Annotated in this window: 21 protein-coding genes and 3 tRNA genes; 10 read left to right on the top strand and 14 right to left on the bottom strand. The window is 52.3% G+C overall.

Going from position 1 to position 23542, the window contains the following annotated elements; translation table 11 throughout:
- Positions 1 to 87 precede the first annotated feature (87 nt).
- The 7 genes from fucO to HV334_RS04870 form a co-directional block, all read right to left on the bottom strand.
- Complete coding sequence (gene fucO / locus HV334_RS04900; protein WP_181221235.1) at positions 88 to 1236, bottom strand: lactaldehyde reductase; 1149 nt, start codon at positions 1234 to 1236, stop codon at positions 88 to 90.
- 27 nt (positions 1237 to 1263) lie between these two features.
- On the bottom strand, positions 1264 to 1911 hold the full coding sequence (gene fucA, locus HV334_RS04895; RefSeq protein WP_003034062.1) for an L-fuculose-phosphate aldolase: 648 nt from the start codon (positions 1909 to 1911) through the stop codon (positions 1264 to 1266).
- A gap of 141 nt (positions 1912 to 2052) precedes the next feature.
- On the bottom strand, positions 2053 to 3039 hold the full coding sequence (locus HV334_RS04890) for a LacI family DNA-binding transcriptional regulator (RefSeq protein WP_181221234.1): 987 nt from the start codon (positions 3037 to 3039) through the stop codon (positions 2053 to 2055).
- A 66-nt stretch (positions 3040 to 3105) separates the two neighbouring features.
- Positions 3106 to 4686, bottom strand: coding sequence for an FGGY-family carbohydrate kinase (locus tag HV334_RS04885; protein ID WP_047414355.1), 1581 nt, complete (start codon positions 4684 to 4686; stop codon positions 3106 to 3108).
- 53 nt (positions 4687 to 4739) lie between these two features.
- Entirely contained in the window at positions 4740 to 5690 is a 951-nt protein-coding gene (locus HV334_RS04880; protein WP_016157361.1) for an ABC transporter substrate-binding protein, read from the bottom strand.
- Between the two features lie 73 nt (positions 5691 to 5763).
- Positions 5764 to 6747: an ABC transporter permease gene (locus tag HV334_RS04875; protein ID WP_003034055.1), complete on the bottom strand. Its 984-nt coding sequence runs from the start codon at positions 6745 to 6747 to the stop codon at positions 5764 to 5766.
- Positions 6748 to 6750: 3 nt separating this feature from the next.
- Positions 6751 to 8250, bottom strand: a complete 1500-nt coding sequence (locus HV334_RS04870) for a sugar ABC transporter ATP-binding protein (RefSeq protein WP_046276142.1) — start codon at positions 8248 to 8250, stop codon at positions 6751 to 6753.
- A gap of 463 nt (positions 8251 to 8713) precedes the next feature.
- On the opposite strand from HV334_RS04870, the gene fucI reads away from it, so the two are divergent.
- From fucI to fucR, 4 genes are all read left to right on the top strand, one after another.
- Positions 8714 to 10489, top strand: a complete 1776-nt coding sequence (fucI, locus tag HV334_RS04865; RefSeq protein ID WP_047357907.1) for an L-fucose isomerase — start codon at positions 8714 to 8716, stop codon at positions 10487 to 10489.
- A gap of 99 nt (positions 10490 to 10588) precedes the next feature.
- On the top strand, positions 10589 to 12007 hold the full coding sequence (fucK, locus tag HV334_RS04860; protein ID WP_181221233.1) for an L-fuculokinase: 1419 nt from the start codon (positions 10589 to 10591) through the stop codon (positions 12005 to 12007).
- A gap of 1 nt (position 12008) precedes the next feature.
- Positions 12009 to 12431: an L-fucose mutarotase gene (gene fucU, locus HV334_RS04855; RefSeq protein ID WP_019077593.1), complete on the top strand. Its 423-nt coding sequence runs from the start codon at positions 12009 to 12011 to the stop codon at positions 12429 to 12431.
- 57 nt (positions 12432 to 12488) lie between these two features.
- Positions 12489 to 13217 (top strand): L-fucose operon activator, encoded by a 729-nt coding sequence (gene fucR, locus HV334_RS04850; RefSeq protein WP_094760837.1) that lies wholly within the window; start codon positions 12489 to 12491, stop codon positions 13215 to 13217.
- Positions 13218 to 13252: 35 nt separating this feature from the next.
- Here the strand turns inward: fucR and rlmM are convergent, their stop codons facing one another.
- From rlmM to HV334_RS04830, 4 genes are all read right to left on the bottom strand, one after another.
- Positions 13253 to 14353: a 23S rRNA (cytidine(2498)-2'-O)-methyltransferase RlmM gene (gene rlmM, locus HV334_RS04845; protein WP_003034040.1), complete on the bottom strand. Its 1101-nt coding sequence runs from the start codon at positions 14351 to 14353 to the stop codon at positions 13253 to 13255.
- The gene (locus HV334_RS04840) at positions 14346 to 14741 is read right to left on the bottom strand and encodes a DUF423 domain-containing protein (RefSeq protein WP_003034037.1); all 396 of its coding nucleotides are present in this window, start codon (positions 14739 to 14741) and stop codon (positions 14346 to 14348) included. The genes rlmM and HV334_RS04840 overlap by 8 nt, the downstream gene beginning before the upstream one ends.
- A gap of 18 nt (positions 14742 to 14759) precedes the next feature.
- On the bottom strand, positions 14760 to 15677 hold the full coding sequence (gene gcvA, locus HV334_RS04835) for a glycine cleavage system transcriptional regulator GcvA (RefSeq protein WP_016154260.1): 918 nt from the start codon (positions 15675 to 15677) through the stop codon (positions 14760 to 14762).
- 363 nt (positions 15678 to 16040) lie between these two features.
- Complete coding sequence (locus tag HV334_RS04830; RefSeq protein WP_016154261.1) at positions 16041 to 16268, bottom strand: YgdI/YgdR family lipoprotein; 228 nt, start codon at positions 16266 to 16268, stop codon at positions 16041 to 16043.
- Between the two features lie 192 nt (positions 16269 to 16460).
- Here HV334_RS04830 and csdA point away from each other — a divergent pair, with 192 nt between their 5' ends.
- Entirely contained in the window at positions 16461 to 17666 is a 1206-nt protein-coding gene (gene csdA / locus HV334_RS04825; RefSeq protein WP_153690054.1) for a cysteine desulfurase CsdA, read from the top strand.
- Positions 17666 to 18109 (top strand): cysteine desulfurase sulfur acceptor subunit CsdE, encoded by a 444-nt coding sequence (gene csdE, locus HV334_RS04820; protein WP_047357912.1) that lies wholly within the window; start codon positions 17666 to 17668, stop codon positions 18107 to 18109. Before csdA ends, csdE begins: the two co-directional genes overlap by 1 nt.
- A gap of 47 nt (positions 18110 to 18156) precedes the next feature.
- On the opposite strand, the gene tcdA is transcribed toward csdE, so the two are convergent.
- Complete coding sequence (tcdA, locus tag HV334_RS04815; protein WP_019077596.1) at positions 18157 to 18963, bottom strand: tRNA cyclic N6-threonylcarbamoyladenosine(37) synthase TcdA; 807 nt, start codon at positions 18961 to 18963, stop codon at positions 18157 to 18159.
- Between the two features lie 39 nt (positions 18964 to 19002).
- On the bottom strand, positions 19003 to 20100 hold the full coding sequence (mltA, locus tag HV334_RS04810; protein WP_019077597.1) for a murein transglycosylase A: 1098 nt from the start codon (positions 20098 to 20100) through the stop codon (positions 19003 to 19005).
- A gap of 205 nt (positions 20101 to 20305) precedes the next feature.
- On the opposite strand from mltA, the gene HV334_RS04805 reads away from it, so the two are divergent.
- The 3 genes from HV334_RS04805 to HV334_RS04795 all read left to right on the top strand — a co-directional run bounded on the left by HV334_RS04805 (position 20306) and on the right by HV334_RS04795 (position 20604).
- Positions 20306 to 20382: transfer RNA gene (locus HV334_RS04805), tRNA-Met, on the top strand.
- 34 nt (positions 20383 to 20416) lie between these two features.
- Positions 20417 to 20493: transfer RNA gene (locus HV334_RS04800), tRNA-Met, on the top strand.
- Between the two features lie 34 nt (positions 20494 to 20527).
- A tRNA-Met gene (locus HV334_RS04795) sits at positions 20528 to 20604 on the top strand.
- Between the two features lie 74 nt (positions 20605 to 20678).
- Here HV334_RS04795 and amiC read toward each other — a convergent pair.
- Positions 20679 to 21932 (bottom strand): N-acetylmuramoyl-L-alanine amidase AmiC, encoded by a 1254-nt coding sequence (amiC, locus tag HV334_RS04790; protein ID WP_016154266.1) that lies wholly within the window; start codon positions 21930 to 21932, stop codon positions 20679 to 20681.
- A gap of 235 nt (positions 21933 to 22167) precedes the next feature.
- Between amiC and argA the strand changes: the two genes are divergently transcribed.
- Positions 22168 to 23499: an amino-acid N-acetyltransferase gene (gene argA / locus HV334_RS04785; protein ID WP_008785703.1), complete on the top strand. Its 1332-nt coding sequence runs from the start codon at positions 22168 to 22170 to the stop codon at positions 23497 to 23499.
- Positions 23500 to 23542 lie beyond the last annotated feature (43 nt).

The following is a 23542-nucleotide window of genomic DNA, read 5'->3' as shown; positions in this document are numbered from 1 at the left end:
GTTGCCGAATGGCGCTGTGCTTATCTGGCCTACACGTCGAACACCCCGGTAGGCCGGATAAGGCTTTCACGCCGTCACGCTGAAAAATTACCAGGCGGTGTGGTACAGCTCAACGATATCTCCAAGGTTCGCTTCACGCGGATTTCCCCCGGTACAAACATCGTCCAATGCCGCCTGCGCCAGCGCAGGAATATCCTCTTTACGTACGCCAACATCGCGTAAATGCAGTGGGATCCCTACATCGCGGTTAAGGGCGAAGACGGCATCCACTGCCGCTTTACGTGCCTCAGCCAGCGTCAGTCCTTCAACCTTAACTCCCATCACCCGGGCGATATCGCGGAATTTTTCCCCGGTGAATTCGGCGTTATAGCGCATCACGTGCGGCAGCAAAATGGCATTTGCTACGCCGTGCGGCGTGTTATAAAACGCACCTAACGGGTGTGCCATTCCATGCACTAATCCCAGACCAACGTTGGAAAAGCCCATCCCGGCCACGTACTGGCCCAGCGCCATCGCTTCCCCGGCCTGGGTATCGCCCGCAACGGAACCACGTAATGCCCCGGCTATCATTTCAATGGCTTTAATGTGCAGCGCATCGGTAAGCGCCCACGCAGCCCGCGTAATGTACCCCTCAATAGCATGGGTCAGGGCATCCACTCCGGTGGCGGCTTTTAGCGCCGCTGGCATGCCGTCCATCATGTCAGCATCAATGAACGCTACCTGTGGGATGTCATGGGGGTCGACACAAACAAACTTACGCCGATTTTCTTCGTCAGTGATCACGTAGTTAATGGTCACTTCCGCTGCCGTTCCCGCGGTGGTGGGGATAGCCATAACCGGCACGCTCGGGTTGCGCGTTGGCGATAACCCTTCAAGGCTGCGTACATCCGCAAACTCAGGGTTATTATTGATAATGCCAATCGCTTTACAGGTATCCTGAGGGGAGCCTCCGCCGATGGCGATCAGATAGTCTGCGCCGCTTTGCTTAAAGACACCCAACCCTTCCTGCACCACCGCAATGGTTGGGTTAGGAATAACGCCTGAATAGATTTCCCATGCCAGACCAGCAGCATCCATTCGGGAAGTCACCTTATCGACAACGCCGCACTGCACCAGATTTTTATCAGTCACAATCAACGCCTTGCGATAACCACGACGGATGACTTCATCGGTTAATGCACCAACAGCTCCCCGGCCAAACCATGCCGTTTCGTTCAGAATCATTCTGTTCGCCATCGTATTTCTCCTTTTCGCTATGCGAAATTACTCTTCAATGCGTAATCCGTAAGATTTGAATTTCTCCAGCACAATGGCGATCTCCTCGTCATCCAGCACCGGCACCGGGTCAACAATCGCCAGCGTGCTCAGATAAAGGCGGGCCAGAACTTCCACTTCATGCGCCAACCACAGTGCTTTTTCCAAATTCGCTTCACAAGCAATCAACCCATGGTGCTGTAAAAGCGTTGCCTTACGGTTTTTCAGGGCGACGCTCACATGCTCTGACAGCTCTCGTGTACCAAACGTCGCATAAGGCGCACACGGAATAGAGTTCCCCCCAGCCGCCGCAATCATGTAGTGAATTGCCGGGATAGGGCGATTAAGAATAGAAACGGCCGTGCAATGTACGGCATGGTTATGGACAACCGCATTGGCATCCGGACGCGTCTGATATGCCGCCAGGTGAAAACGCCATTCACTGGAGGGTAATTGTCCTTTATCATATTTCCCGTCGTTATCTACATACACGATCATATTTTCAGTAAGTCTTTCGTAAGGAATACCGCTGGGCGTGATCAGCATCCCATTTTCATAACGCGCACTCACATTTCCCGCCGTCCCCTGATTCAATCCAAGGCTGGTCATTTCAAGGCAGGTTTCAATGATTTCTCGCGACAAACGCATTCTTTCCATAATGATTCTCCGGGTACAGTTTCCCCTCGTCTTTATTGCGAAAAATGCAGCCGCAGAGTAAGACGGGTCAGGTTTCAGATACAGGCAGCCACTGAACGTATATATTCAGGTTCAGTAGGCCGATTTATTTATAGCGGCGTATTAAGGTTGTCTTACGCGCTTAATAAGTTTCATCTCAACTTTTACAGTTTCTTTAATTGGCTGGTCATCAATAGCACTCATCATCATATCGAACGCTTTTTCCGCCCAAACATTTTCATCCTGCTGCATTGACCAGACATTATTGGCGAGGAATCCCAGCATTGGGTGTTCATCGAATGTCCCAATGTTAATTTCAGGTGGAATTGTGCCAAAACGATTACGAATAGCGTTAATGGCCCCCTCCAGTACGGGTAATGATGAGGCGATAAATGCCTGTGGACAACCCTGTTCGCCGATCAACTCATCCATCAGTCGATAACCACCCTCGGGCGTGTTGTCCGGCCCTTCGCGCACCCAATCGCTATGCATGTTCAATGCATTAAGATAACCTTGTAAACGGTCGCCGATGCTGGGTAATCCGGTATCTCCCACCAAAAACCAGATCGGCGACTTTCCAGCGTCAAACAAACTTTGCGTCAATTTTTCGCCGCCCAAAATGTTATGGCTTTCTACCAGAGCGTTATCGGTATACTTAAAATCACGGTCAAGTAACACCATCGGTTTTCTGACCTGACGTAAATGGTGCTGCTGATTCTCTAATGTTGAGGGAACAATAAAAAGGCCATCGACATTGCGAGCTATTAACGCTTTGGTCAGTTTATTTTCGTAATCAACATCGTCATAGGTACAGCTAATCGTTAGCTGATAACCGGAACGACGACAACGTTGCTCAAGTTTTTCTGCGAGTGTGGCAAAAAACACGTTGGAAATATTGGGCACAATCAATCCCAACGTATCCGTTTTATTCAATTTCAGGCTGCGTGCTGAATGGTTAATGACGTAACCATAGCGCTCGACATATTCATTAATACGCGTTTGGGTTTTGACACTGATTCGATATTGCTCTGCTTTCCCGTTCAGCACCAGTCGTACGGTCGTAACCGATAAATTCAGATCGCTGGCTATCTGTTCTACTGTTTTAGCCATTTATATGCCCCAGTTCACATCCAAAAACGTCAATCTACAATCATAAAAGTATTTTAAACTTTTGTCTTACTGCATAAGTTGGTTAATCGCCTGCTGCTGATCCCACATCATCAGATAAGCCTGATATTTGCGGTCATAGAAGTTGCGCCGTGCCGGGTTAGCCTTAATCACCTCGCCTGATCGAACCATCGCCTGGCATGCAGATGGAATATTTTCCCACGCGCCGCAGGCAACCGCGCCGGTGATGGCCGCACCTAACGTCACCGCATCCTCTTCCTGCATCAGATGAATATCGCATCCGGTGGCATCGGCATATTCTCGCAACCACAGTGGATTATGCGTTGCGCCGCCGCACAGCGTCAGTCGGGAAATGGTGTGACCGTTTTCGCGCATCACTTCCATAATATGCCGCGTACCGCAGGCGATCGCCTGTAATGTCGCCAGGTACAGACGAGCAACCTGCATCTCGCCTCGCTCAAGAGTCAAACCGCAAACACTCCCCCGGGCATCGGGTCGCGCGCGCGGTGAACGATTGCCGTGGTGATCGGCCAGCACATGCAAATAACGACCAGGCTCTGACTCCTGCGCCTCAAGTGCGGCAACCCATTCATTAACTAAAACGATGGGATGGCAACCCCGCGCCTCAGCCTTGTGAAATAGCGCCGCGCTGGCTCCTGACTCCTGAAGCGTCCAGTCGACTAACGCCCCAGCGGCACTTTGCCCCCCTTCTGTCAGCCAGTAGCCTGGCAGCATGGCTGACCAGTACGGCCCCCATACACCAGGTGTATGAATTTCCTGCTCGCTGCACAGCATATGGCAATTTGACGTTCCGCTGATCAACGCCAACGTCCCCTCAGGCTCAACACCGGCAAGCGCTACTCCGCCCGCATGGGCATCAATCATTCCGCTGGCGACGACCACTGCAGTCGTCAGCCCCAGCGCCTGGGCCGCATCGGCGCTAAGCGTTCCAACGGCAGCGCCTGGCGGCAGGATCCGCGACGGGATTTTGCCCAACAAATCCGTTAGCTCAACAGCGTCAAGCAAAGAGTGGCTAAAGCGTTGTTCATGTGCCAGATAGTTCCATTTACACGTCAGCGTGCACAGACCAGCAACATCACAGGCGGTAGCTTTAGAGACCAGAAAGTCCGCCAGATCGTAGAAGCGATACGCACTCTGCCAGGTGGCTGGAAAATGGTTTTTCAACCACAGTACTTTAGGAAGCTCCATTTCGACGCTGACTTCACCGCCAACGTAGCGCAGAGCCGGATCCTGCGTGGCGTTTATACGTTGCGTCTCCTGCGCCGCACGATGATCCATCCACATGATGATGTTATGGTCTGATGGTTCGCCTGGTGAAACCGCCAGGCCCCGCCCCTGTTCATCCAGTGCCACCAATGAACAGGTGGCATCAAATCCCAATGCGCGGATCTCCTCAATGCGAACCCCGGATGACGACACCGCCTCCTTCACTGCATGGCAAACCTGCTGCCAGATTTCTGCAGATGACTGCTCAACCCGCTCAGGACCGGGTCGAAACTGCGAGATGGCATATGTCGCAAAAGCCAGCCGTTTGCCACTGGCATCAAAGACACCAGCCCTGACGCTGGCGGAACCGACATCCACACCGAGGAAATATCCACTGCCCATAGTAACTCCCTGACGCTGGCGAATGATGGGGCGAGCACTTCGCCCCAACGGGGTTATTTTTTACCAAATGGGTGTAACAGCTTGTCAATTTCCGGGGTGTCAATGTTCTTCGCATTAACGAATTTAACCGGAATATCAATTTCTTTCGGTACAGACTGACCCGATACCGCTGCATTTAGTGTCTTGATACCCTGGTAGCCAATCTGATAAGCGTCCTGCACGACAAAGCCCTGAATGACCCCAGACTTCAGGAAAGCAATGATTGCCTCGGTGCTATCAAAACCAATCACTTTCACTTTGCCTTTCAGGTTTTGACTATCAATGGCGTTTGCTACGCCCAGCGTTGAGCCTTCATTGGTGCCATAAATCCCTGCAATATCAGGGTTGGCCTGGATCATATCGATGGTTTTATCCATCGCTTTTTGCGGATCGCCATCGCTGTACTGGACCGGTAGCACCTGGATTTCCGGGTATTTCTCCTTCATGCGGGCAATAAACCCTTCCGAACGCTCAATCGCTGAGGAGGTCCCCGCTACGTGCGCAATAATGCCCACTTTACCTTTGCTGCCCACTTCCGCAGCCAGTGCATCCGCCGCTTCAGCACCGGCTTTACGGTTATTCGTGGCGACAAAGCTCACTGGAATATCGGAATTCACGCCGGAGTCAAACGTCACAACTTTAATGCCGCGTGAATTTGCGGTCTCAACTAATGGCGCCAGCGCATTGGCATCTAACGCTGCCAGCAATAGCCCATTGGGTTTTTGCGCCATCGCGTTTTCAACTAGCTGAATCTGCTCGGCAATCTGAGTTTCATCCGCCGGGCCGACATAGCTGGTTTTATCACCCGACTCTTTTGCTGCCGCTTCCGTCCCCATTTTTACGGTTTGCCAGAATTCATGCTGGAAACCTTTACTGACCACCGGAAGGTTCATATCTTTAGCCAATACGCTGGATGTCATACAGGCCAGCAGGGATAACGCATAGACAAAATTCCTGGTTCTCATTGTTTTACTCCGTTCTGAGTGAGTCACCCTAAACGTCAGGGTTATGATGCCCCGTGACTTCCGGGAGCGTAAATCAACGAATTTTTTTGCGTAATGTATCGAGATAAACCGCAGCAATGACCACCACGCCCATGGCCACCATTTGCCAGAACTGGGAAACCCCCATCAGGTTCAGACCATTTTTCAACACGCTCATAATGAATGCGCCGATGATAGTCCCGCCGATGGTGCCAATTCCTCCCATCAGGCTCGTACCGCCAATAACAACCGCCGCGATGGCTTCCAGTTCATAACCCACGCCAACCGTTGGCTGACCAGAGTTCAGACGTGAGGCCAGAATAACGCCGGCGATCCCGGTCAGCAGACCGCAAAAGGCGTAGACGAAAATTTTGACGCGTTGAACTTTAATACCGGAAAGATGTGCGGCCACCTCATTGCTACCCACAGCGTAAACATAGCGACCAATCACCGTTTTCTTCAGGATGTAGGCGGCGATTAGCGCCACCACCACCAGGTAAAAAACGGGATAAGGCAACACATCGAACAAACGTCCCTGGGCCAGCATTTTGAAGGTGGGGTAATCAGCGAAATAAATCGCACGACCATCTGTCATCACCATATTGATGCCTCTGACGGACATCATCAGGCCCAGCGTGGCGATAAAAGGTGGGATAGTCATTTTGGTGACCAGCAGACCATTGATATAGCCGCATAATCCACCGGCCAGCACCCCGGCCAGAATACATACGGGCAGAGGCAATCCCAGCGTGGCGCTGATGCCCACCGCAACACCCGAAAAGGCCACCACCGAGCCAAGAGAAAGGTCGATTCCTGACGTGATAATGACGAAGGTAACGCCAATCGCCATAATGCCAATCACTGAAGTTTGCAGAGCGATTGTCATGATGTTTTCAGTGTTAAAGAAAAATGGCGAACCAAAGCTAAAAAATATTACTAAAATAATCAGACTCAAAAGCGGCGCAAGGCGCATTAAAAGTTCTTTGTTAATTTTTATTTTCTTATTATTGCTGTCTGAAGAGGTTACAGAGATAGTCATAAATTAGTCCTCTAACGTCGCATATTGCATGATTTTTTCTTGTGTGGCGTCATCAGAAGCTAACTCCCCGGTAATACGTCCATTACGCATCACTAAAATGCGATCGCACATACCCAGCACTTCCGGTAATTCAGAGGAGATCATGATAATTGACTTCCCTTTTGCCACCAGTCGATTCATTAATTCATAAATCTCAAGTTTGGCACCCACATCAATACCGCGAGTGGGTTCATCAAAGATGAGAATATCGGTGTCTTTACACACCCATCTGGCAATAATAATTTTCTGCTGATTACCACCACTTAAATTCAGAGCAGCCTGTTCTAAATGTGGTGTTTTAATGCGTAGGGCTTTCACCTGTTCTTCGCTGGTTTTCTGACAACGTTTGCTGTCCACGTTGCCATAACGATCGGAATACTCAGGATAATTGCCCAACATAATATTGCGCTCAACGGACAGTCCTAATGCCAGCCCCTCTTTTTTCCTGTCCTCGGTTAAATAGCTGATACCCTGTTTGATAGCATCAGGAATATCTTTAATTACCGTCACGTTACCGTTCAGCTTGAGGGTTCCGCCATCAATGGGATCCGCACCAAAAATCGCCCGCGCCAGCTCAGTACGTCCTGCCCCCATCAGACCGGCGAAGCCCAAAATTTCGCCCTGATACAGAGTGAAATCAATATTGTTCAATACGCCATTGCGCGTCAGACCGCTTACTTCCAACACCGGTTTGCGTTGAGCCAAAGGTTCGCGGCGAGGATAGATATTGCCAAGATCGCGCCCAACCATCATGGCAATCAGATCGCTAATTTTAACCGCATCATAATCCACAGTGGCAATAAACTGACCATCCCGCATCACCGTCGCGCGATCGGCGATCAGCGCCAGTTCCTCTAATCTGTGCGAGATATAAACAATGCCCGTTCCCTGTTCTTTCAGCAAACGAGTTACCTGAAATAAGCTGTCAATTTCCGTTTCAGTCAGTGCTGCCGTCGGTTCATCCATAATAAGAATCTTGGCATTCACCGATATCGCTTTAGCAATCTCAACCATTTGTTGTTGCGCGACGGTCAGATCGGCCACCAGCGTTTCTGGAGAGATATTCAGGTTTAATTTTTGCAAAATATCGATAGCTGCCTGTCGCTGTTGTTTTTCATCCAGACGCCAGCGATTATTTTTGCAAAACTCCCTGCCAATAAATATATTTTCTTCCACCGTGAGTTCAGGGAAAAGGTTAAACTCCTGGTGAATGATGGTGATACCTGCGCTTTGTGCACTTAACGGGTTCGCAAAAGTAACAGGTTGTCCCTCAAAAATAATATCCCCTTCATCAGGCTGATAAACACCGGATAAAATCTTCATCAACGTAGACTTTCCTGCGCCATTCTCACCCAGCAGCGCATGAACCTCTCCTTTGCGTAAAGCAAAATCCACATTACTCAACGCTAATACGCCGGGAAAACGTTTCGTAATATGACTCATCTGTAAAAATGTTTCAGACATTGCTGCTTTCCTCAATATACAGAAACTGCAATCAGTGAATCAGGCGCAAAACGTTGCCAGGAAGCCATCGTCACCGTTAATGCGAATACTACCTATAAGTTCATATGCGTTTTATCAATTATGCTAACTCGAGTTAGCGAAGTGCCTTTTAAAGCTATTTTAGCTACTCAAAATAGCCAAATCATTTGGTTTAAAACTGTGACGCTGAACAGACAATTTATTACAACCAATTAATTTAAAAAGAATTTATTGAAAATACCCGTCCTGGTTTATTTGACGCAGATCGAATTTTAACCACTTCTCGTGAAGCCTCTCACAGTTCCACAACAAAAAAGTTGTGCAAAAAACTCTCTAATACCTAAGCTAACTCGAGTTAGCAAAAATGGGTTATTCAGCCAACTGCGACGGTGGTGTTCAACATCCGCTTTTGCAGCACGGCATAAAGTGAGATGAGGAACCTCGAATGAACAAAAATAGCTTACCGAAAATTGGAATTCGTCCGGTGATTGATGGGCGCCGTATGGGTGTTCGTGAATCGCTCGAAGAGCAAACCATGAATATGGCTAAAGCCACTGCTGCGCTGATCACAGAGAAACTTCGTCACGCCTGTGGTGCACAAATTGAATGTGTGATTGCCGACACTTGCATTGCCGGGATGGCTGAATCTGCCGCCTGTGAAGAAAAATTCAGCAGCCTGAACGTAGGCGTGACGATTACTGTTACCCCATGCTGGTGCTACGGTAGCGAAACCATCGACATGGATCCGATGCGCCCGAAAGCTATCTGGGGCTTTAACGGAACAGAACGTCCCGGCGCAGTTTATCTGGCCGCAGCATTGGCTGCGCATAATCAAAAAGGACTTCCCGCCTTCTCTATTTACGGCCATGACGTACAGGATGCCGGTGACACCACGATCCCTGCCGATGTCGAAGAAAAATTGCTGCGCTTTGCCCGCGCGGGCCTGGCGGTTGCCAGTATGAAAGGCAAAAGCTACCTGTCCGTAGGCGGCGTTTCAATGGGCATTGCTGGCTCGATTGTCGATCATAACTTCTTTGAATCCTGGCTGGGAATGAAGGTTCAACCCGTTGATATGACCGAACTGCGTCGTCGCATCGACCAAAAAATCTATGACGAAGCTGAGCTGGAAATGGCGCTGGCGTGGGCGGATAAAAACTTCCGCTACGGTGAAGATCAGAACGCACAGCAATATAAGCGTAACGCAGAGCAGAGCCGTGCGGTGCTGAAAGAGAGCCTGCTGATGGCCATGTGCATTCGCGACATGATGCAGGGTAACCAGAAACTGGCAGACAAAGGTCGGGTTGAAGAGTCGCTGGGGTACAACGCGATTGCCGCAGGCTTCCAGGGCCAGCGTCACTGGACCGATCAATACCCGAATGGCGATACCGCCGAAGCACTGCTCAACAGCTCCTTTGACTGGAACGGCATTCGCGAACCGTTCGTTGTCGCCACCGAAAACGACAGCCTGAACGGCGTGGCGATGCTGTTTGGTCATCAACTCACCGGCACAGCGCAGGTCTTTGCCGATGTGCGCACCTACTGGTCGCCAGAGGCGGTTGAACGTGTCACGGGTAAACCGCTGACCGGCCTTGCTGAGCACGGTATTATTCACCTGATTAACTCCGGCTCGGCAGCGCTGGATGGCTCCTGCAAACAGCGCGACGGCGAAGGGAAACCGACCATGAAGCCGCACTGGGAAATCTCACAGAAAGAGGCGGATGATTGCCTGGCGGCTACCGAATGGTGTCCGGCTATTCACGAATACTTCCGCGGCGGCGGCTATTCTTCTCGCTTCCTGACCGAGGGCGGCGTGCCGTTCACCATGACCCGCATCAATATCATCAAAGGCCTGGGCCCGGTGCTGCAAATCGCGGAAGGCTGGAGCGTGGAATTGCCGAAAGAGATGCACGACCAGCTTGATGCGCGCACCAACTCCACCTGGCCAACCACCTGGTTTGCCCCGCGCTTAACCGGTAAAGGCCCGTTCAGCGATGTCTATTCCGTCATGGCTAACTGGGGCGCAAACCACGGCGTACTGACGATAGGTCACGTGGGCGCGGACTTTATTACGCTCGCCGCCATGCTGCGTATCCCGGTTTGTATGCACAACGTGGAAGACGAAAAAATTTACCGCCCTTCAGCCTGGGCAGCCCATGGTATGGATATGGAAGGCCAGGATTATCGCGCCTGCCAGAACTACGGCCCGCTGTATAAGCGTTAATGCGACTCTGGCCCGGTGGCGCAAGCTTACCGGGCCTGCGCGGTGAATTTTGTAGGCCGGGTAAGCGCTGCGCCATCCGGCTACGTTTGGGGAGCGATTATGAAACAAGACGTTATCCTGGTTCTCGACTGTGGCGCGACCAACGTGCGGGCTATCGCCGTTGACCGACAGGGAAAGATTGTCGCCCGCGCAGCAACCCCGAACGCCAGTGACATCGCAACAGAAAACAGTACCTGGCATCAATGGTCGCTGGAGTCAATTTTGCAACACTTCGCCGATTGCTGTCAGCGCCTCTGCACGCAACTGGCCGCCTGCCATGTCCGCGGGATCGCCGTCACCACTTTTGGCGTAGACGGCGCGCTGGTTGATAAGAACGGCAAGCAGCTGTATCCGGTGATTAGCTGGAAATGCCCACGCACCGCAGCGGTGATGGAGAATATTCACCGCTACATATCACCGCAGCAATTGCAGGAGATTTCCGGCGTCGGCGCATTTAGCTTCAACACGCTGTATAAACTGGTGTGGCTGAAAGAAAACCATCCGCAATATCTGGAGCAGGCGCACGCCTGGTTGTTTATCTCGTCGCTTATCAACCACCGTTTAACCGGCGAGTTCACTACAGATATCACCATGGCGGGCACCAGCCAGCTGCTGGACATCCGGCAGCGCGATTTTAGTCATGACATTTTGCAGGCTACGGGCATACCGCGCCGTCTGTTCCCGCGCCTGGTTGAAGCAGGCGAACAGATTGGGGCTTTGCAACCAGAGGCTGCCAGCCTGCTCGGGCTTACGGCGGGAATTCCGGTCATCTCTGCCGGACACGACACGCAGTTTGCGCTATTTGGCGCTGGAGCCCAACCAGATGAACCGGTGCTCTCTTCCGGCACATGGGAAATTCTGATGGTGCGCAGTGCGCAGGTGGATACCTCCCAGCTCAGCCAATATGCGGGTTCCACTTGTGAGCTGGATAGCCAGGCTGGACTGAATAACCCCGGCATGCAGTGGCTGGCTTCCGGTGTACTCGAGTGGGTGCGTAAGCTGCTGTGGACTGCCGACACCCCCTGGCAGACGCTGATTGACGAAGCCAGGGCCATCCCGGCAGGCGCCGAAGGCGTGAAGATGCACTGCGACCTGCTGGCCTGTCAGAATGCGGGCTGGCAAGGGGTTACGCTCAATACCACCCGTGGGCACTTTTATCGCGCCGCGCTGGAAGGACTGACAGAACAGCTGCAGCGAAACCTCCATACGCTGGAAAAAATCGGTCATTTCCAGGCCACTGAACTGCTATTGGTTGGTGGGGGAAGCCGCAACGCGTTGTGGAATCAGATCAAAGCGAATGTTCTCGGGATACCTGTCAAAGTGCTGGATGACGCCGAAACCACCGTGGCAGGTGCCGCAATGTTTGCGTGGTCGGGCATTGGGGAATTTGCCTCACCGGAACAGGCACGCGGGCAGGTACGCTACCAGTACCGTTACTTCTATCCGCAAACCGAATCCGAACTAACAGGAGTTGAGTAATATGCTCAAAACAATATCTCCCTTAATTTCGCCCGACCTGCTGAAGGTACTGGCTGAAATGGGGCACGGCGATGAGATTATATTTTCCGATGCCCACTTCCCGGCCCACAGCATGGGACCGCAGGTTATCCGCGCCGACGGTCTGCTGGTCAGCGACCTGCTACAGGCGATTATTCCGCTCTTTGAACTGGACAGCTATGCCCCACCGCTGGTGATGATGGCGGCTGTTGAAGGCGATGCCCTCGATCCTGACGTCGAGGCCCGCTATCGTCAGGCGCTTTCACTGCAAACCCCCTGCCCGGACATCACGCGTATTGACCGCTATGCCTTCTATGAACGCGCGCAACAGGCGTTTGCGATCGTTATCACAGGAGAGCGGGCAAAGTACGGGAATATTCTATTAAAAAAAGGAGTAACCCCGTAATCTCTGGTCTGAATGCCCGTCAGCTACGGGCATTCATCATAAGATGAGGATCAGAACATGAAAGCGGCGCGCCAGCAGGCAATCGTAGATCTGCTTACCAACCACAAAAATCTGACAACCGAAACCCTTGCTTTGCAACTTAAGGTCAGCAAAGAGACCATCCGCCGCGATCTCAGCGAGTTACAAGCCCAGGGAAAAGTGCTGCGCAATCACGGGCGGGCCAAAGTGATTCATCGGGAAAATCAGGACAGCGGCGACCCGTTTCATATGCGACTCAAAAGCCACTATGCCCACAAAGCGAATATTGCCCGCGAAGCGCTGGCATGGATCGAAGAAGGTATGGTGATAGCCCTGGACGCCAGCTCAACGTGCTGGTACCTGGCGCGACAGTTACCGGACATCAACATTCACGTCTTTACCAACAGCCAGCCCATTTGCCAGGAATTGGCTAAACGCGAACACCTTCAGCTCATCAGCTCCGGCGGTCGCCTTGAGCGTAAATACGGTTGCTATGTTAACCCCTCGCTCATCTCGCAGCTCAAACCACTCGAGATCGATCTGTTTATTTTTTCCTGCGTAGGGATCGACAGCGACGGCGCACTCTGGGACTCTAACGCGACCAATGCCGACTTCAAGTCCATTCTGCTTAAGCGCGCAGCGCAGTCATTATTGCTGATCGATAAAAGTAAATTTAATCGTTCGGGGGAGGCCCGAATTGGGCATCTGGATGATGTGACGCATATTATTTCAGATACGCCGCTGATTGAAACAATGCAGGCCGGATGAGGCATTTACGCCTTCATCCAGCCTGCAATTTTACCTTATCGCTCGTCGCGACGACCACCAACAGCAGCCCACAGGCGACGGACGTGCACGGTGACTTCTTCACGGTCATGATACAGCTGACGCGCCTGAATCTGGGCATTTACGCCATGCTCGTCAAGCTGTGCCTGAATATAAGCCAGGTTTTGCGACACCTCTTCGTAGCGTTTTTTCATCGGCAGCTTGAGGTTGAAGATAGTCTCACGACACCAGCCGTTGACCAGCCACTGCGCCATCAGGGCGGCAACCTTCGCGGGCTTTTCCACCATGTCACAAACCATCCACGAAATGTTATTGCGATTTGGCCGGTACTTAAATCCGTCTTCGCGCAGCCAGGTAACTTGTCCGGTATCCATCAGGCTTTGCGCCATCGGACCATTATCCACGGAGTAAACCCACATGTTGCGTTTAACCAGTTGATAGGTCCAACCGCCCGGGCATGCCCCTAAATCCACCGCATACATTCCGTTAGCCAGACGTTCATCCCACTCATCGGCAGGAATAAACACGTGCAGCGCTTCTTCCAGCTTCAGTGTTGAACGGCTCGGCGCATCGGCCGGGAACTTCAGACGCGGAATGCCCATGTAGAACGGTGAGTTATTGTCAGGCCAGGAATAGCCGGTATAGCAACAGCCTGGTGCGATAAAGAACACATGAACCACCGGACGTTTTGGCGTTTCATATTTTGCCAGCACGCCCGCTTCCCGCAGCGCCGCGCGCAGTGGTACGGTAAACTTACGGCAAAATTTAACCAACTCTTTGCTTTCATTGGTATCAGCAACTTCAACGCGCAGATCGCCGCCTTTCTCTACCACGCCCTGCAACATGCCGACAATCGGCGTAATGCGGTCTTCCGGCGGTAAATATTGCAGCAGTTCGCCCACCACAAACATTTGACGGGCAAAAATCAGCGAGCTAAACGGCAACTCTTTCACTAACTTTTCGGCATCGTCCTGCTGATAGCATTCGAAGATGACGTAACCCGCATTGTCTTTCACGCGGGCAAAACCGAAGATTTCCCGGCGTCCTGCTTTATCCGTAATTTCTGCGGCGCACTCTTTTTCAAAACCTGGGCGACACAACAATACAACCTTATTCATGGCTAACGCCCTTACGTTTCAATCGAATAGCGCCCACTAACATCAGCGCCCAGCCCACAAGGAAGCTGAAACCGCCGACGGGGGTAACAAACGCCCACAGGCGTAAATGAGAGAGCGCGAGGCAATACAGGCTGCCGCTAAACAGCACCGTTCCTAATGCCAAAAACACGCTACTCCAGTAAAACCAAATGCTAATACGCCGCTGCATGGCGACGGCCAGGCCAAATATAGCCAGCGTATGGAACGCCTGATACTCGAGGCCAGTCTGGATCCACCCCATCTCAACGACACCGAGGGTTTTACTCAGAACATGTGCCCCAAAGGCGCCCAACGCCACAAAGATAAAGCCACTTACGGCGGCAAAAATCAGCATAAAACGGCTGGTCATGTGAATACCCTACGTAAATTATTGTTCATAACGAAAGCGGAATTTTTCTTGTTCCGTGGCCGCTTTCGCCAGAATCCACTGACGGAAGGCGGCTATTTTACCCAGTTCTGCCTGACTGTCATGACAAACCAGATAAAATGCGTTTTTGCTGACCAGAACATCATTAAACGGACAGACCAGACGTCCGGCTTCTATTTCGGATTGCGCCATGACGTTATTAGCCAACGCAATTCCCTGTCCATGGATAGCAGCCTGGAGCACCATGGCGCTATGGCTGAAGATGGGTCCCTGCTGTACGTTGATATGATTCAGGCCAAGCTGGCGCGTATAGGCTTGCCAGTCACGGCGTGACGCATCGTGCAATAATGTGTGTTTCGCCAGATCTTCGGGCGTCTTTAGCGGTTTATCACCGGTGAGTAATAGCGGCGAGCAGACCGGCAATAAATATTCTGCGTACAATTTTTCAACGCGCAGACCCGGCCAGTTGCCACGTCCGTAGAAAATCGCCACATCAACATCGTCAGCCAGTTTGTCTTCCTGACGGTCCACCGCCTGGATCCTGACATCGATTCCCGGATAAGCTGAGTTAAAGCTAGAGAGTCTGGGAACCATCCATTGGATTGCAAAACTGGGCAATAAACTCACGGTGAGCGCACCTTTTGCACTGCGTGCCTGAAGTTTACGCGTCGCGTCGGTTAATTGCGAAAAAATCTCTTTGATGTCGAGAAAGTAGCTTTGGCCTTCTTCCGTTAACAGCAAAGATCGATTGCGTCGACGAAACAGCTTCAGCCCCAGGAAATCCTCAAGTGACTTGATTTGATGACTTACTGCGGCCTGCGTCACAAAAAGCTCTTCTGCTGCGCGAGTAAAGCTCAAATGACGCGCTGCAGCATCAAAAACACGCAACGCATTTAGGGGTGGTAATCGTTTTGACATGACTTTTAGGCTTTGATGTTAAATGAATTTAACAATTAACCAACAGGTTGTAACCTATTAGTTTTTTTTATCTGAGCCATTATAAATTGTCCGTTGAGGTTCTACCAGCAAATACCTATAGTGGCGGCACTTCCTGAAGCCGGAACGAAAAGTTTTATCGGAATGCGTGTTCTGGTGGGCTTTTGGCTTACGGTTGTGATGTTGTGTTGTTGTGTTTGCAATTGGTCTGCGATTCAGACCATGGTAGCAAAGCTACCCTTTTTCACTTCCTGTACATTTACCCTGTCTGTCCATAGTGATTAATGTAGCACCGCCAAATTGCGGTGCTTTTTTTTGTCCGACTCTTTGTCGATGGACGACCGGTTAGTTATCCAGTTCTACCATCTCTTTCACATCGGTACGGTTAATCTGCTGTTTGTTGCCGTTAGCGTCTTTATACGAAATCATCCCCGTTTCATTGTCGGTCTGTGGCTTACCATCAGATACGATTGATCGACCATCATTGGTGTGCATCACGTAATTCGAACCAGAACAGGCGCTCAGGGCAAAAGTCAGCATACAAGCAGAGATAATTGCGGCAGTCTTTTTCATCTTTTTCTCCTTAAAGCGATTTATGCTATTAAAAACACACTCCGTAACAGGCTAAATTGCTCGCCTAACGGTATATAGCATAAGACACTGCGTGGACTTTGCCAGGATATCCAGAGTATTCCGATGGTTAGCCCCCCCCTTGTATCAGCGCCCTTTTTGCGCCACGATCGGTTTACTGAACTGAGGAATACCATGAACGCTTTTAACCCCGCGCAGTTTCGCGCGCAATTTCCCGCACTCAACGATGCTGGCGTCTATCTCGACAGCGCTGCTACAGCACTGAAGCCGCAGGCAGTGATTGAGGCCACCCATCAGTTTTATAGCCTGAGCGCCGGGAACGTCCACCGCAGCCAGTTTGCCGAAGCACAGCGCCTGACCGCACGCTATGAAGCCGCGCGGGAAAAAGTCGCAAGCCTGATTAATGCGCCGGATGACAAAACAATCGTCTGGACCCGCGGTACGACGGAAGCGATCAACATGGTTGCCCAAAGCTATGCGCGACCGCGCTTACAACCGGGTGATGAGATTATCGTTAGCGCAGCAGAGCATCATGCCAACCTCGTGCCCTGGCTGATGGTGGCGGAGCAAACGGGGGCGAAGGTCGTCAGGCTGCCGCTTAACGCCCATTTATTGCCAGACGTTGAATGCCTCACGCAACTCATCACTCCACGCAGCCGCATTCTGGCGCTTGGGCAGATGTCGAACGTTACCGGCGGTTGCCCGGATCTGGCCCGCGCCATTACGCTCGCCCATGCGGCTGGAATGGTGGTGATGGTGGATGGTGCCCAGGGGATTGTCCATTTCCCCGCCGACGTACAGCAATTAGACATTGATTTCTATGCGTTCTCGGGCCACAAGCTGTATGGCCCCACCGGCATTGGCGTGCTGTACGGTAAACCGGAACTGCTGGATGCCATGTCTCCCTGGCTCGGTGGCGGTAAAATGATTAGCGAAGTCAGTTTTGACGGTTTCACCACCCAGGCTGCTCCATGGAAGCTGGAGGCCGGTACGCCTAACGTTGCTGGCGTTATCGGGCTAAGCGCGGCGCTCGAATGGCTGGCGGACGTTGACGTGGTGCAGGCCGAAAACTGGAGCCGGGGTCTGGCGACGTTGGCAGAAGATGCGCTGGCGAAACGCCCCGGCTTTCGCTCCTTCCGCTGCCAGGACTCCAGTCTGTTAGCCTTTGATTTCGCAGGCGTTCATCACAGCGACATGGTGACGTTGCTAGCCGAATATGGCATTGCACTGCGTGCAGGACAACACTGTGCGCAACCGCTGCTGGCAGAACTGGGCGTATCCGGGACGCTACGCGCCTCATTTGCACCTTATAATACGCAAAGTGATGTAGATGCGTTGGTCGCAGCCGTTGACCGCGCGCTGGAAATATTGGTGGATTAATGACAAGCCCTCTGTTCGCCGGACACCCGTTTGGCACAACCGTAACGGAAGAGACGTTACGCAATACCTTTACCTCGCTCACCCAGTGGGAAGATAAATATCGCCAGCTGATTCTGCTGGGTAAGCAGTTGCCAGCGCTTCCGGATTCGCTAAAGGCACAGGCCAAAGAGATCGCGGGCTGCGAAAACCGCGTTTGGCTGGGGCATACCCTTCATGAGAATGGTACTTTGCATTTCTTCGGCGACAGCGAAGGTCGCATTGTACGCGGGCTGCTGGCGGTATTACTCACGGCGGTCGAAGGTAAAACTGCAGCCGAGTTACTGGCGCATTCGCCTATGGCATTATTTGACGAGCTAGGTTTACGCGCGCAGCTCAGCGCCTCGCGTACCCAGGGGCTGCATGCTCTGAACGAGGCGATTCTTGAGGCTGCCCGACAGGTTTGATGGTTGCCGGATGGCGACGCGAACGCGTCTTATCCGGCACATCACACTCAACTCTGGCGCGCCGCTTTCGCCATCATCTTCTTCAGCGCGTGTGAGACTGCAACAAAGCCAAAGGTGGCGGTCACCATAGTGGCAGCGCCAAAACCGGATGCGCAATCCATTCGCTTCGGCCCTTCCGCCGTCGCTTTCATCGCACATACCGAGCCATCTGCCTGCGGGTAAACCAGCGCTTCGGTCGAGAACACACAGTCCACGCCCAACTTGCCTTTGCTGTTTTTCACCACGCCAAAATCGCTTTTCAGTCGCTCGCGTAGCTTGGCTGCCAGCGGATCCTGGATAGTTTTTGCCAAATCAACGACCTGTATCTGCGTCGGGTCGATCTGCCCTCCCGCACCACCGGTGGTCACCAGCGGAATTTTGTTACGCCGACACCAGGCGATCAGTGCCGCTTTTGGGCGCACGCTATCAATCGCATCAATGACATACGAATAACCCGCACTCATATACTCAGCAACATTATCCGGCGTGACAAAATCATCGACCACGTTCACCCGGCACTCCGGGTTAATCTGGCGGATACGTTCAGCCATCACTTCAGCTTTTGCCAGGCCGACGTTATCGCGCAGAGCATGGATCTGGCGGTTAGTATTGGTGACGCACACATCATCCATATCGATGAGCGTGATGGCGCCAATACCGGTACGCGCCAGCGCTTCCGCCGCCCACGACCCTACCCCGCCAATCCCGACCACACAAACGTGCGATTGGGCAAACAACTGCAGCGCATTTTCGCCATACAGACGCGCCGTACCGCCAAAACGCTGGCGCCAGGCATCACTGATAACCACAGACATAACACCTCAAATTCATTAATATCGAGCGCCATCCGGCTATTAACCGCTGAACACGTTACCCGTACCCGGCGCTGTTTTCAGTACCCAGACGCGACCGTAGTGATTATACCACCCCGCACGGTGTCCGGCGTCAGCACCAATGCCCTGATAGATATCGAAGTGTTGCCCTTTAATAGCGCCACCCACATCTAACGCCACCATCAGGCGCAGTTCGTACTGGCCGGTAAACTTGCCGTTATTGTCCAGTAACGGGACTTCCGCCAGCAATGTTGTGCCCGCCGGAATGATACTGCGGTCAGAAGCCACAGATGCGCGGCCAATCAACGGTACCGCGCTGGCCCCTTTGACCGGTGCAAAAGATTGCGGTTTAAAGAAGACAAACGATGGGTTCTGCTCCAACAGCTCACGCACTTCGGCTTCGCTGTGCGTTTCACCCCAATGGCGAATAGCCTGCATCGACATATCTTCTTTTTTCACTTCGCCACGGTCGATAAGCACTTTACCGATGCTGCGATAGGCGTGGCCGTTTTTCCCGGAATAGCTAAAGAAGTTAAGCGGACTGCCATCGCCAAAATCGATGTAACCACTGCCCTGCACATCCATAATGAAGTTATCCATCAGGGAGTTGCTGTATGCCAGAATGTAGTTGTCGCTCAGCGCACCCGCGTAAATCTCGGCACGGCTTGGTAAGCGCCCACGTTTTGGCGGCATGCGATAGATAGGATACTGAAACTCGCCCTGGCGCGTATGGCGCGCCTGAATAACCGGCGTGTAGTAACCGGTAAACTGGACGTTACCGTAGTTGTCCGCCCCTTCCATTTGCCAGGCATCAATACCAAACTGGCGCATACTGCGCGTATCACCACCCGCACGTAACCACTGCTGGATAGCGTTGTAAACGTTGCTCTGGTTGCCGTACAAACGTGGCGAAGCGCTGCGAATTTGATTAACCTGCTCGGCGAAATCACCGGCATTGATTGGTGCGCCAACCGCATCAGGCTGGTTCACCAGTGAGAAAGGCTGGGTAAATTTCCCGTCTTTATACTGCTGCCCACGATCGGTGGGTTTTGAGGAACACGCGGCGAGCATCGCGACGACTGCTCCCGCAAGAAGATATTTTGCCCAACGTCCTTTCATTGTTCTCGTCTTATGTTGCCTGAATGCGAGACGAAGATAACAAACCCCCGAACCTAATGAAATGCGTATACATACCCGAACGCAAATTTTGAGCAAAAAACAATCCAGAATGCGTTGTTTTTGTTCATTTTCACCTTAAAAACGTGATCAAGGTGAAAAAAGGGTTGCATGAAAATGCGAGCAGAGTATAGTGCGCATCCACGGACGCGGGGTGGAGCAGCTTGGTAGCTCGTCGGGCTCATAACCCGAAGGTCGTCAGTTCAAATCTGGCCCCCGCAACCAATTAAAACTTGATGAAATAAAAGCAGTACGGTGACGCGGGGTGGAGCAGCCTGGTAGCTCGTCGGGCTCATAACCCGAAGGTCGTCGGTTCAAATCCGGCCCCCGCAACCAATCAAATTTGATAAAATATAAAGCAGTACGGTGACGCGGGGTGGAGCAGCCTGGTAGCTCGTCGGGCTCATAACCCGAAGGTCGTCGGTTCAAATCCGGCCCCCGCAACCAACATTATAAACACCCTAAAGGGTGTTTTTTTGTATCTGCGGTCCATAAAAAAAGCGCTTTTCAGCGCTTTTTTGTTATCCCCTTCTCGCCAGCGTCGCGCCATCGGCAAAGTAGGCTTTGATCCCCGCCAGAATCGACTCTGCAACTTCCTGCTGGAAGGTCGCAGTTTTGAGCTTGCGCTCTTCCTCAACGTTACTGATAAATGCGGTTTCCACCAGAATAGACGGAATATCCGGCGCTTTAAGTACCGCAAACCCGGCTTGTTCAACCTGGTTCTTATGCAGATTGTTAACTTTACCGAGCTTATTCAATACCGCTTTACCAAACTTCAGGCTGTCGGCAATGGTCAGCGATTGCACCATGTCGAACATGGTATGGTCGACGTAGCGATCGCCGCTCTTGCTGACGCCGCCAATCAAATCCGAGGCGTTCTGAGTTTGCGCCAGATATTTCGCGGCGGTGCTGGTCGCCCCTTTGGTCGAGAGCGCAAATACCGACGAACCTCTGGGCTGTCGACTGGTAAATGCATCGGCGTGAATAGAGACAAACAGGTCTGCACGCTGCTTCTGCGCTTTCGCCACGCGGACTTTAAGCGGAATGAAGATATCTTCATTTCGCGTCATAAAGACCTTCATGTTGCCCTCTTTCTCTATGAGGGCTCGCAGGCGTCGGGCAATCTGCAGCACCACATCTTTTTCACGCGTCTTGTATTTCCCCACCGCACCGGAGTCCTCTCCGCCATGCCCTGGGTCGAGCATAATGACAATGGGACGATCGCGCCCCGCTTTACCCGGCTGCGGGCCACTTTGCGCAGGCGGCACCTGTTTGTCCAGATCGCCCTTGTTGTATTCTTCCAGCAACGCCAGCAGCGGATCCTGAACATCCTGGGCATTCGCGGGATAGAGATCCATCACCAGACGTTCTTTAAAGCCGGCCACCGGAGCCAGCGCAAAAAGTTGCGGCTTCACATTCTGTTTCAGCTCGAACACCATCCGCACGGTCTGTGGGTCAAACTGCCCGACACGCGCCGATTTAATATACGGATCGTCAGGACGGATCTGCGCACCCATGCCCTTGAGCACCGAGTTCAAATTAACGCCTTCAATATCCACAACCACACGCTCAGGATTACTCAGGGCAAACTGTTTGTATTTCAGCAGACGGTTAGATTCTACCGTGACGCGGGTGTAGCTGGACGCTGGCCAGACACGTACGGCAACGACCTGACTCATGGCAGCCAGACCAACCTGGCTGACGCTCAAAAGCCACATAGCACCCGCACCTTTCAGTAAACGGCGGCGACTGATTGCTGAATTGGATCCCGACATGCTTCTCCCGAGCAAAAAGAAATCTTTATTGAGGTAATACGTAAAACGTCTGAATTGACCGGAAACTTTAGCGAATGACGCATAATCTGTCATCTATAAAAGGGTAAACATTCTTTTTATATTCACGGCATTACTGAGAAAAATCTTCGGCATGGGTAAAAATTACGCTTGCGCACAGCGTCAAAACAGAATAAAAATACACAAATTACGAATAATCATGCAATGAGGGTGTGCCGTGGTGAAGGAGCGTAGAACCGAACTGGTACAGGGATTCCGCCATTCTGTTCCCTATATCAATACCCATCGGGGAAAGACGTTTGTCATTATGCTGGGCGGCGAAGCCATCGAGCATGAAAACTTTTCCAGTATCGTCAATGACATTGGCCTTCTTCATAGCCTCGGCATCCGCCTTGTCGTGGTCTATGGCGCACGACCGCAGATTGATGCCAATCTTGCGGCACATCATCATGAACCGGTGTACCACAAGAATACGCGCGTTACCGACGCTAAAACCCTGGAGCTGGTCAAACAGGCGGCAGGGTTACTTCAGCTTGATATTACCGCCCGCCTGTCAATGAGCCTGAATAATACGCCATTGCAGGGGGCGCACATCAATGTGGTCAGCGGTAATTTTATTATCTCCCAGCCGCTTGGCGTTGATGACGGCGTGGATTACTGCCATAGCGGACGTATTCGTCGTATTGATGAAGATGCCATTCACCGCCAGTTAGACAGTGGCGCAATTGTGCTGATGGGCCCGGTCGCCGTTTCCGTCACCGGAGAGAGCTTTAACCTGACTTCAGAAGAGGTCGCCACGCAGTTGGCTATCAAACTGAAGGCAGAGAAAATGATCGGCTTTTGCTCCTCTCAGGGCGTCACCAACGATGATGGCGATATTATTTCCGAGCTGTTTCCTAACGAAGCCCAGGCGCGCGTTGAGTTGCAGGAAGAGAAAGGCGATTACAGCTCCGGCACAGTGCGCTTTCTGCGTGGGGCAGTGAAAGCCTGTCGCAGTGGGGTACGGCGCTGCCATCTGATCAGCTATCAGGAAGATGGCGCATTGCTGCAGGAACTGTTCTCCCGTGACGGGATCGGTACGCAGATCGTAATGGAAAGCGCCGAGCAGATCCGCCGCGCTACCATTAACGATATCGGCGGGATTCTGGAGCTGATCCGCCCGCTGGAGCAGCAAGGCATTCTGGTACGTCGCTCCCGCGAACAACTGGAAATGGAGATCGACAAATTCACGATTATTCAGCGCGATAACCTGACCATCGCCTGCGCCGCTCTGTACCCTTTCCCGGAGGAGAGAATTGGCGAAATGGCGTGCGTGGCGGTGCATCCGGACTACCGTAGCTCATCGCGCGGGGAAGTATTGCTGGAGAGGATCGCCGCGCAGGCCCGGCAAATGGGACTGAGCAAACTGTTCGTGCTGACCACGCGCAGCATCCACTGGTTCCAGGAACGTGGTTTCACGCCGGTGGATATCGACCTGCTGCCGGAAAGCAAGAAAGAGATGTACAACTATCAGCGGCGGTCAAAGGTACTGATGGCGGATTTGGGGTAGTGGTCGTTGCCGGATGCGGTATAAATGCCTTATCCGGCGACGA

Source organism: Citrobacter sp. RHBSTW-00944, from assembly GCF_013615435.1.
In the GTDB taxonomy this organism is placed as follows: Bacteria; Pseudomonadota; Gammaproteobacteria; order Enterobacterales; family Enterobacteriaceae; genus Citrobacter; species Citrobacter braakii.
This window is presented reverse-complemented; position numbering and strand designations above follow the sequence as displayed.

Coding starts and splice junctions, on each gene's coding strand:
- amiC (WP_016154266.1), bottom strand. CDS start 21,932: ATGTCGGGATCCAATTCAGCAATCAGTCGCCGCCGTTTACTGAAAGGT.
- gcvA (WP_016154260.1), bottom strand. CDS start 15,677: ATGTCAAAACGATTACCACCCCTAAATGCGTTGCGTGTTTTTGATGCT.
- HV334_RS04880 (WP_016157361.1), bottom strand. CDS start 5,690: ATGAGAACCAGGAATTTTGTCTATGCGTTATCCCTGCTGGCCTGTATG.
- fucK (WP_181221233.1), top strand. CDS start 10,589: ATGAAACAAGACGTTATCCTGGTTCTCGACTGTGGCGCGACCAACGTG.
- mltA (WP_019077597.1), bottom strand. CDS start 20,100: ATGAAAGGACGTTGGGCAAAATATCTTCTTGCGGGAGCAGTCGTCGCG.
- HV334_RS04885 (WP_047414355.1), bottom strand. CDS start 4,686: ATGGGCAGTGGATATTTCCTCGGTGTGGATGTCGGTTCCGCCAGCGTC.
- fucA (WP_003034062.1), bottom strand. CDS start 1,911: ATGGAAAGAATGCGTTTGTCGCGAGAAATCATTGAAACCTGCCTTGAA.
- rlmM (WP_003034040.1), bottom strand. CDS start 14,353: ATGAATAAGGTTGTATTGTTGTGTCGCCCAGGTTTTGAAAAAGAGTGC.
- tcdA (WP_019077596.1), bottom strand. CDS start 18,963: ATGTCTGTGGTTATCAGTGATGCCTGGCGCCAGCGTTTTGGCGGTACG.
- fucI (WP_047357907.1), top strand. CDS start 8,714: ATGAACAAAAATAGCTTACCGAAAATTGGAATTCGTCCGGTGATTGAT.
- HV334_RS04870 (WP_046276142.1), bottom strand. CDS start 8,250: ATGTCTGAAACATTTTTACAGATGAGTCATATTACGAAACGTTTTCCC.
- csdE (WP_047357912.1), top strand. CDS start 17,666: ATGACAAGCCCTCTGTTCGCCGGACACCCGTTTGGCACAACCGTAACG.
- csdA (WP_153690054.1), top strand. CDS start 16,461: ATGAACGCTTTTAACCCCGCGCAGTTTCGCGCGCAATTTCCCGCACTC.
- fucO (WP_181221235.1), bottom strand. CDS start 1,236: ATGGCGAACAGAATGATTCTGAACGAAACGGCATGGTTTGGCCGGGGA.
- HV334_RS04890 (WP_181221234.1), bottom strand. CDS start 3,039: ATGGCTAAAACAGTAGAACAGATAGCCAGCGATCTGAATTTATCGGTT.
- fucR (WP_094760837.1), top strand. CDS start 12,489: ATGAAAGCGGCGCGCCAGCAGGCAATCGTAGATCTGCTTACCAACCAC.
- HV334_RS04840 (WP_003034037.1), bottom strand. CDS start 14,741: ATGACCAGCCGTTTTATGCTGATTTTTGCCGCCGTAAGTGGCTTTATC.
- HV334_RS04830 (WP_016154261.1), bottom strand. CDS start 16,268: ATGAAAAAGACTGCCGCAATTATCTCTGCTTGTATGCTGACTTTTGCC.
- HV334_RS04875 (WP_003034055.1), bottom strand. CDS start 6,747: ATGACTATCTCTGTAACCTCTTCAGACAGCAATAATAAGAAAATAAAA.
- fucU (WP_019077593.1), top strand. CDS start 12,009: ATGCTCAAAACAATATCTCCCTTAATTTCGCCCGACCTGCTGAAGGTA.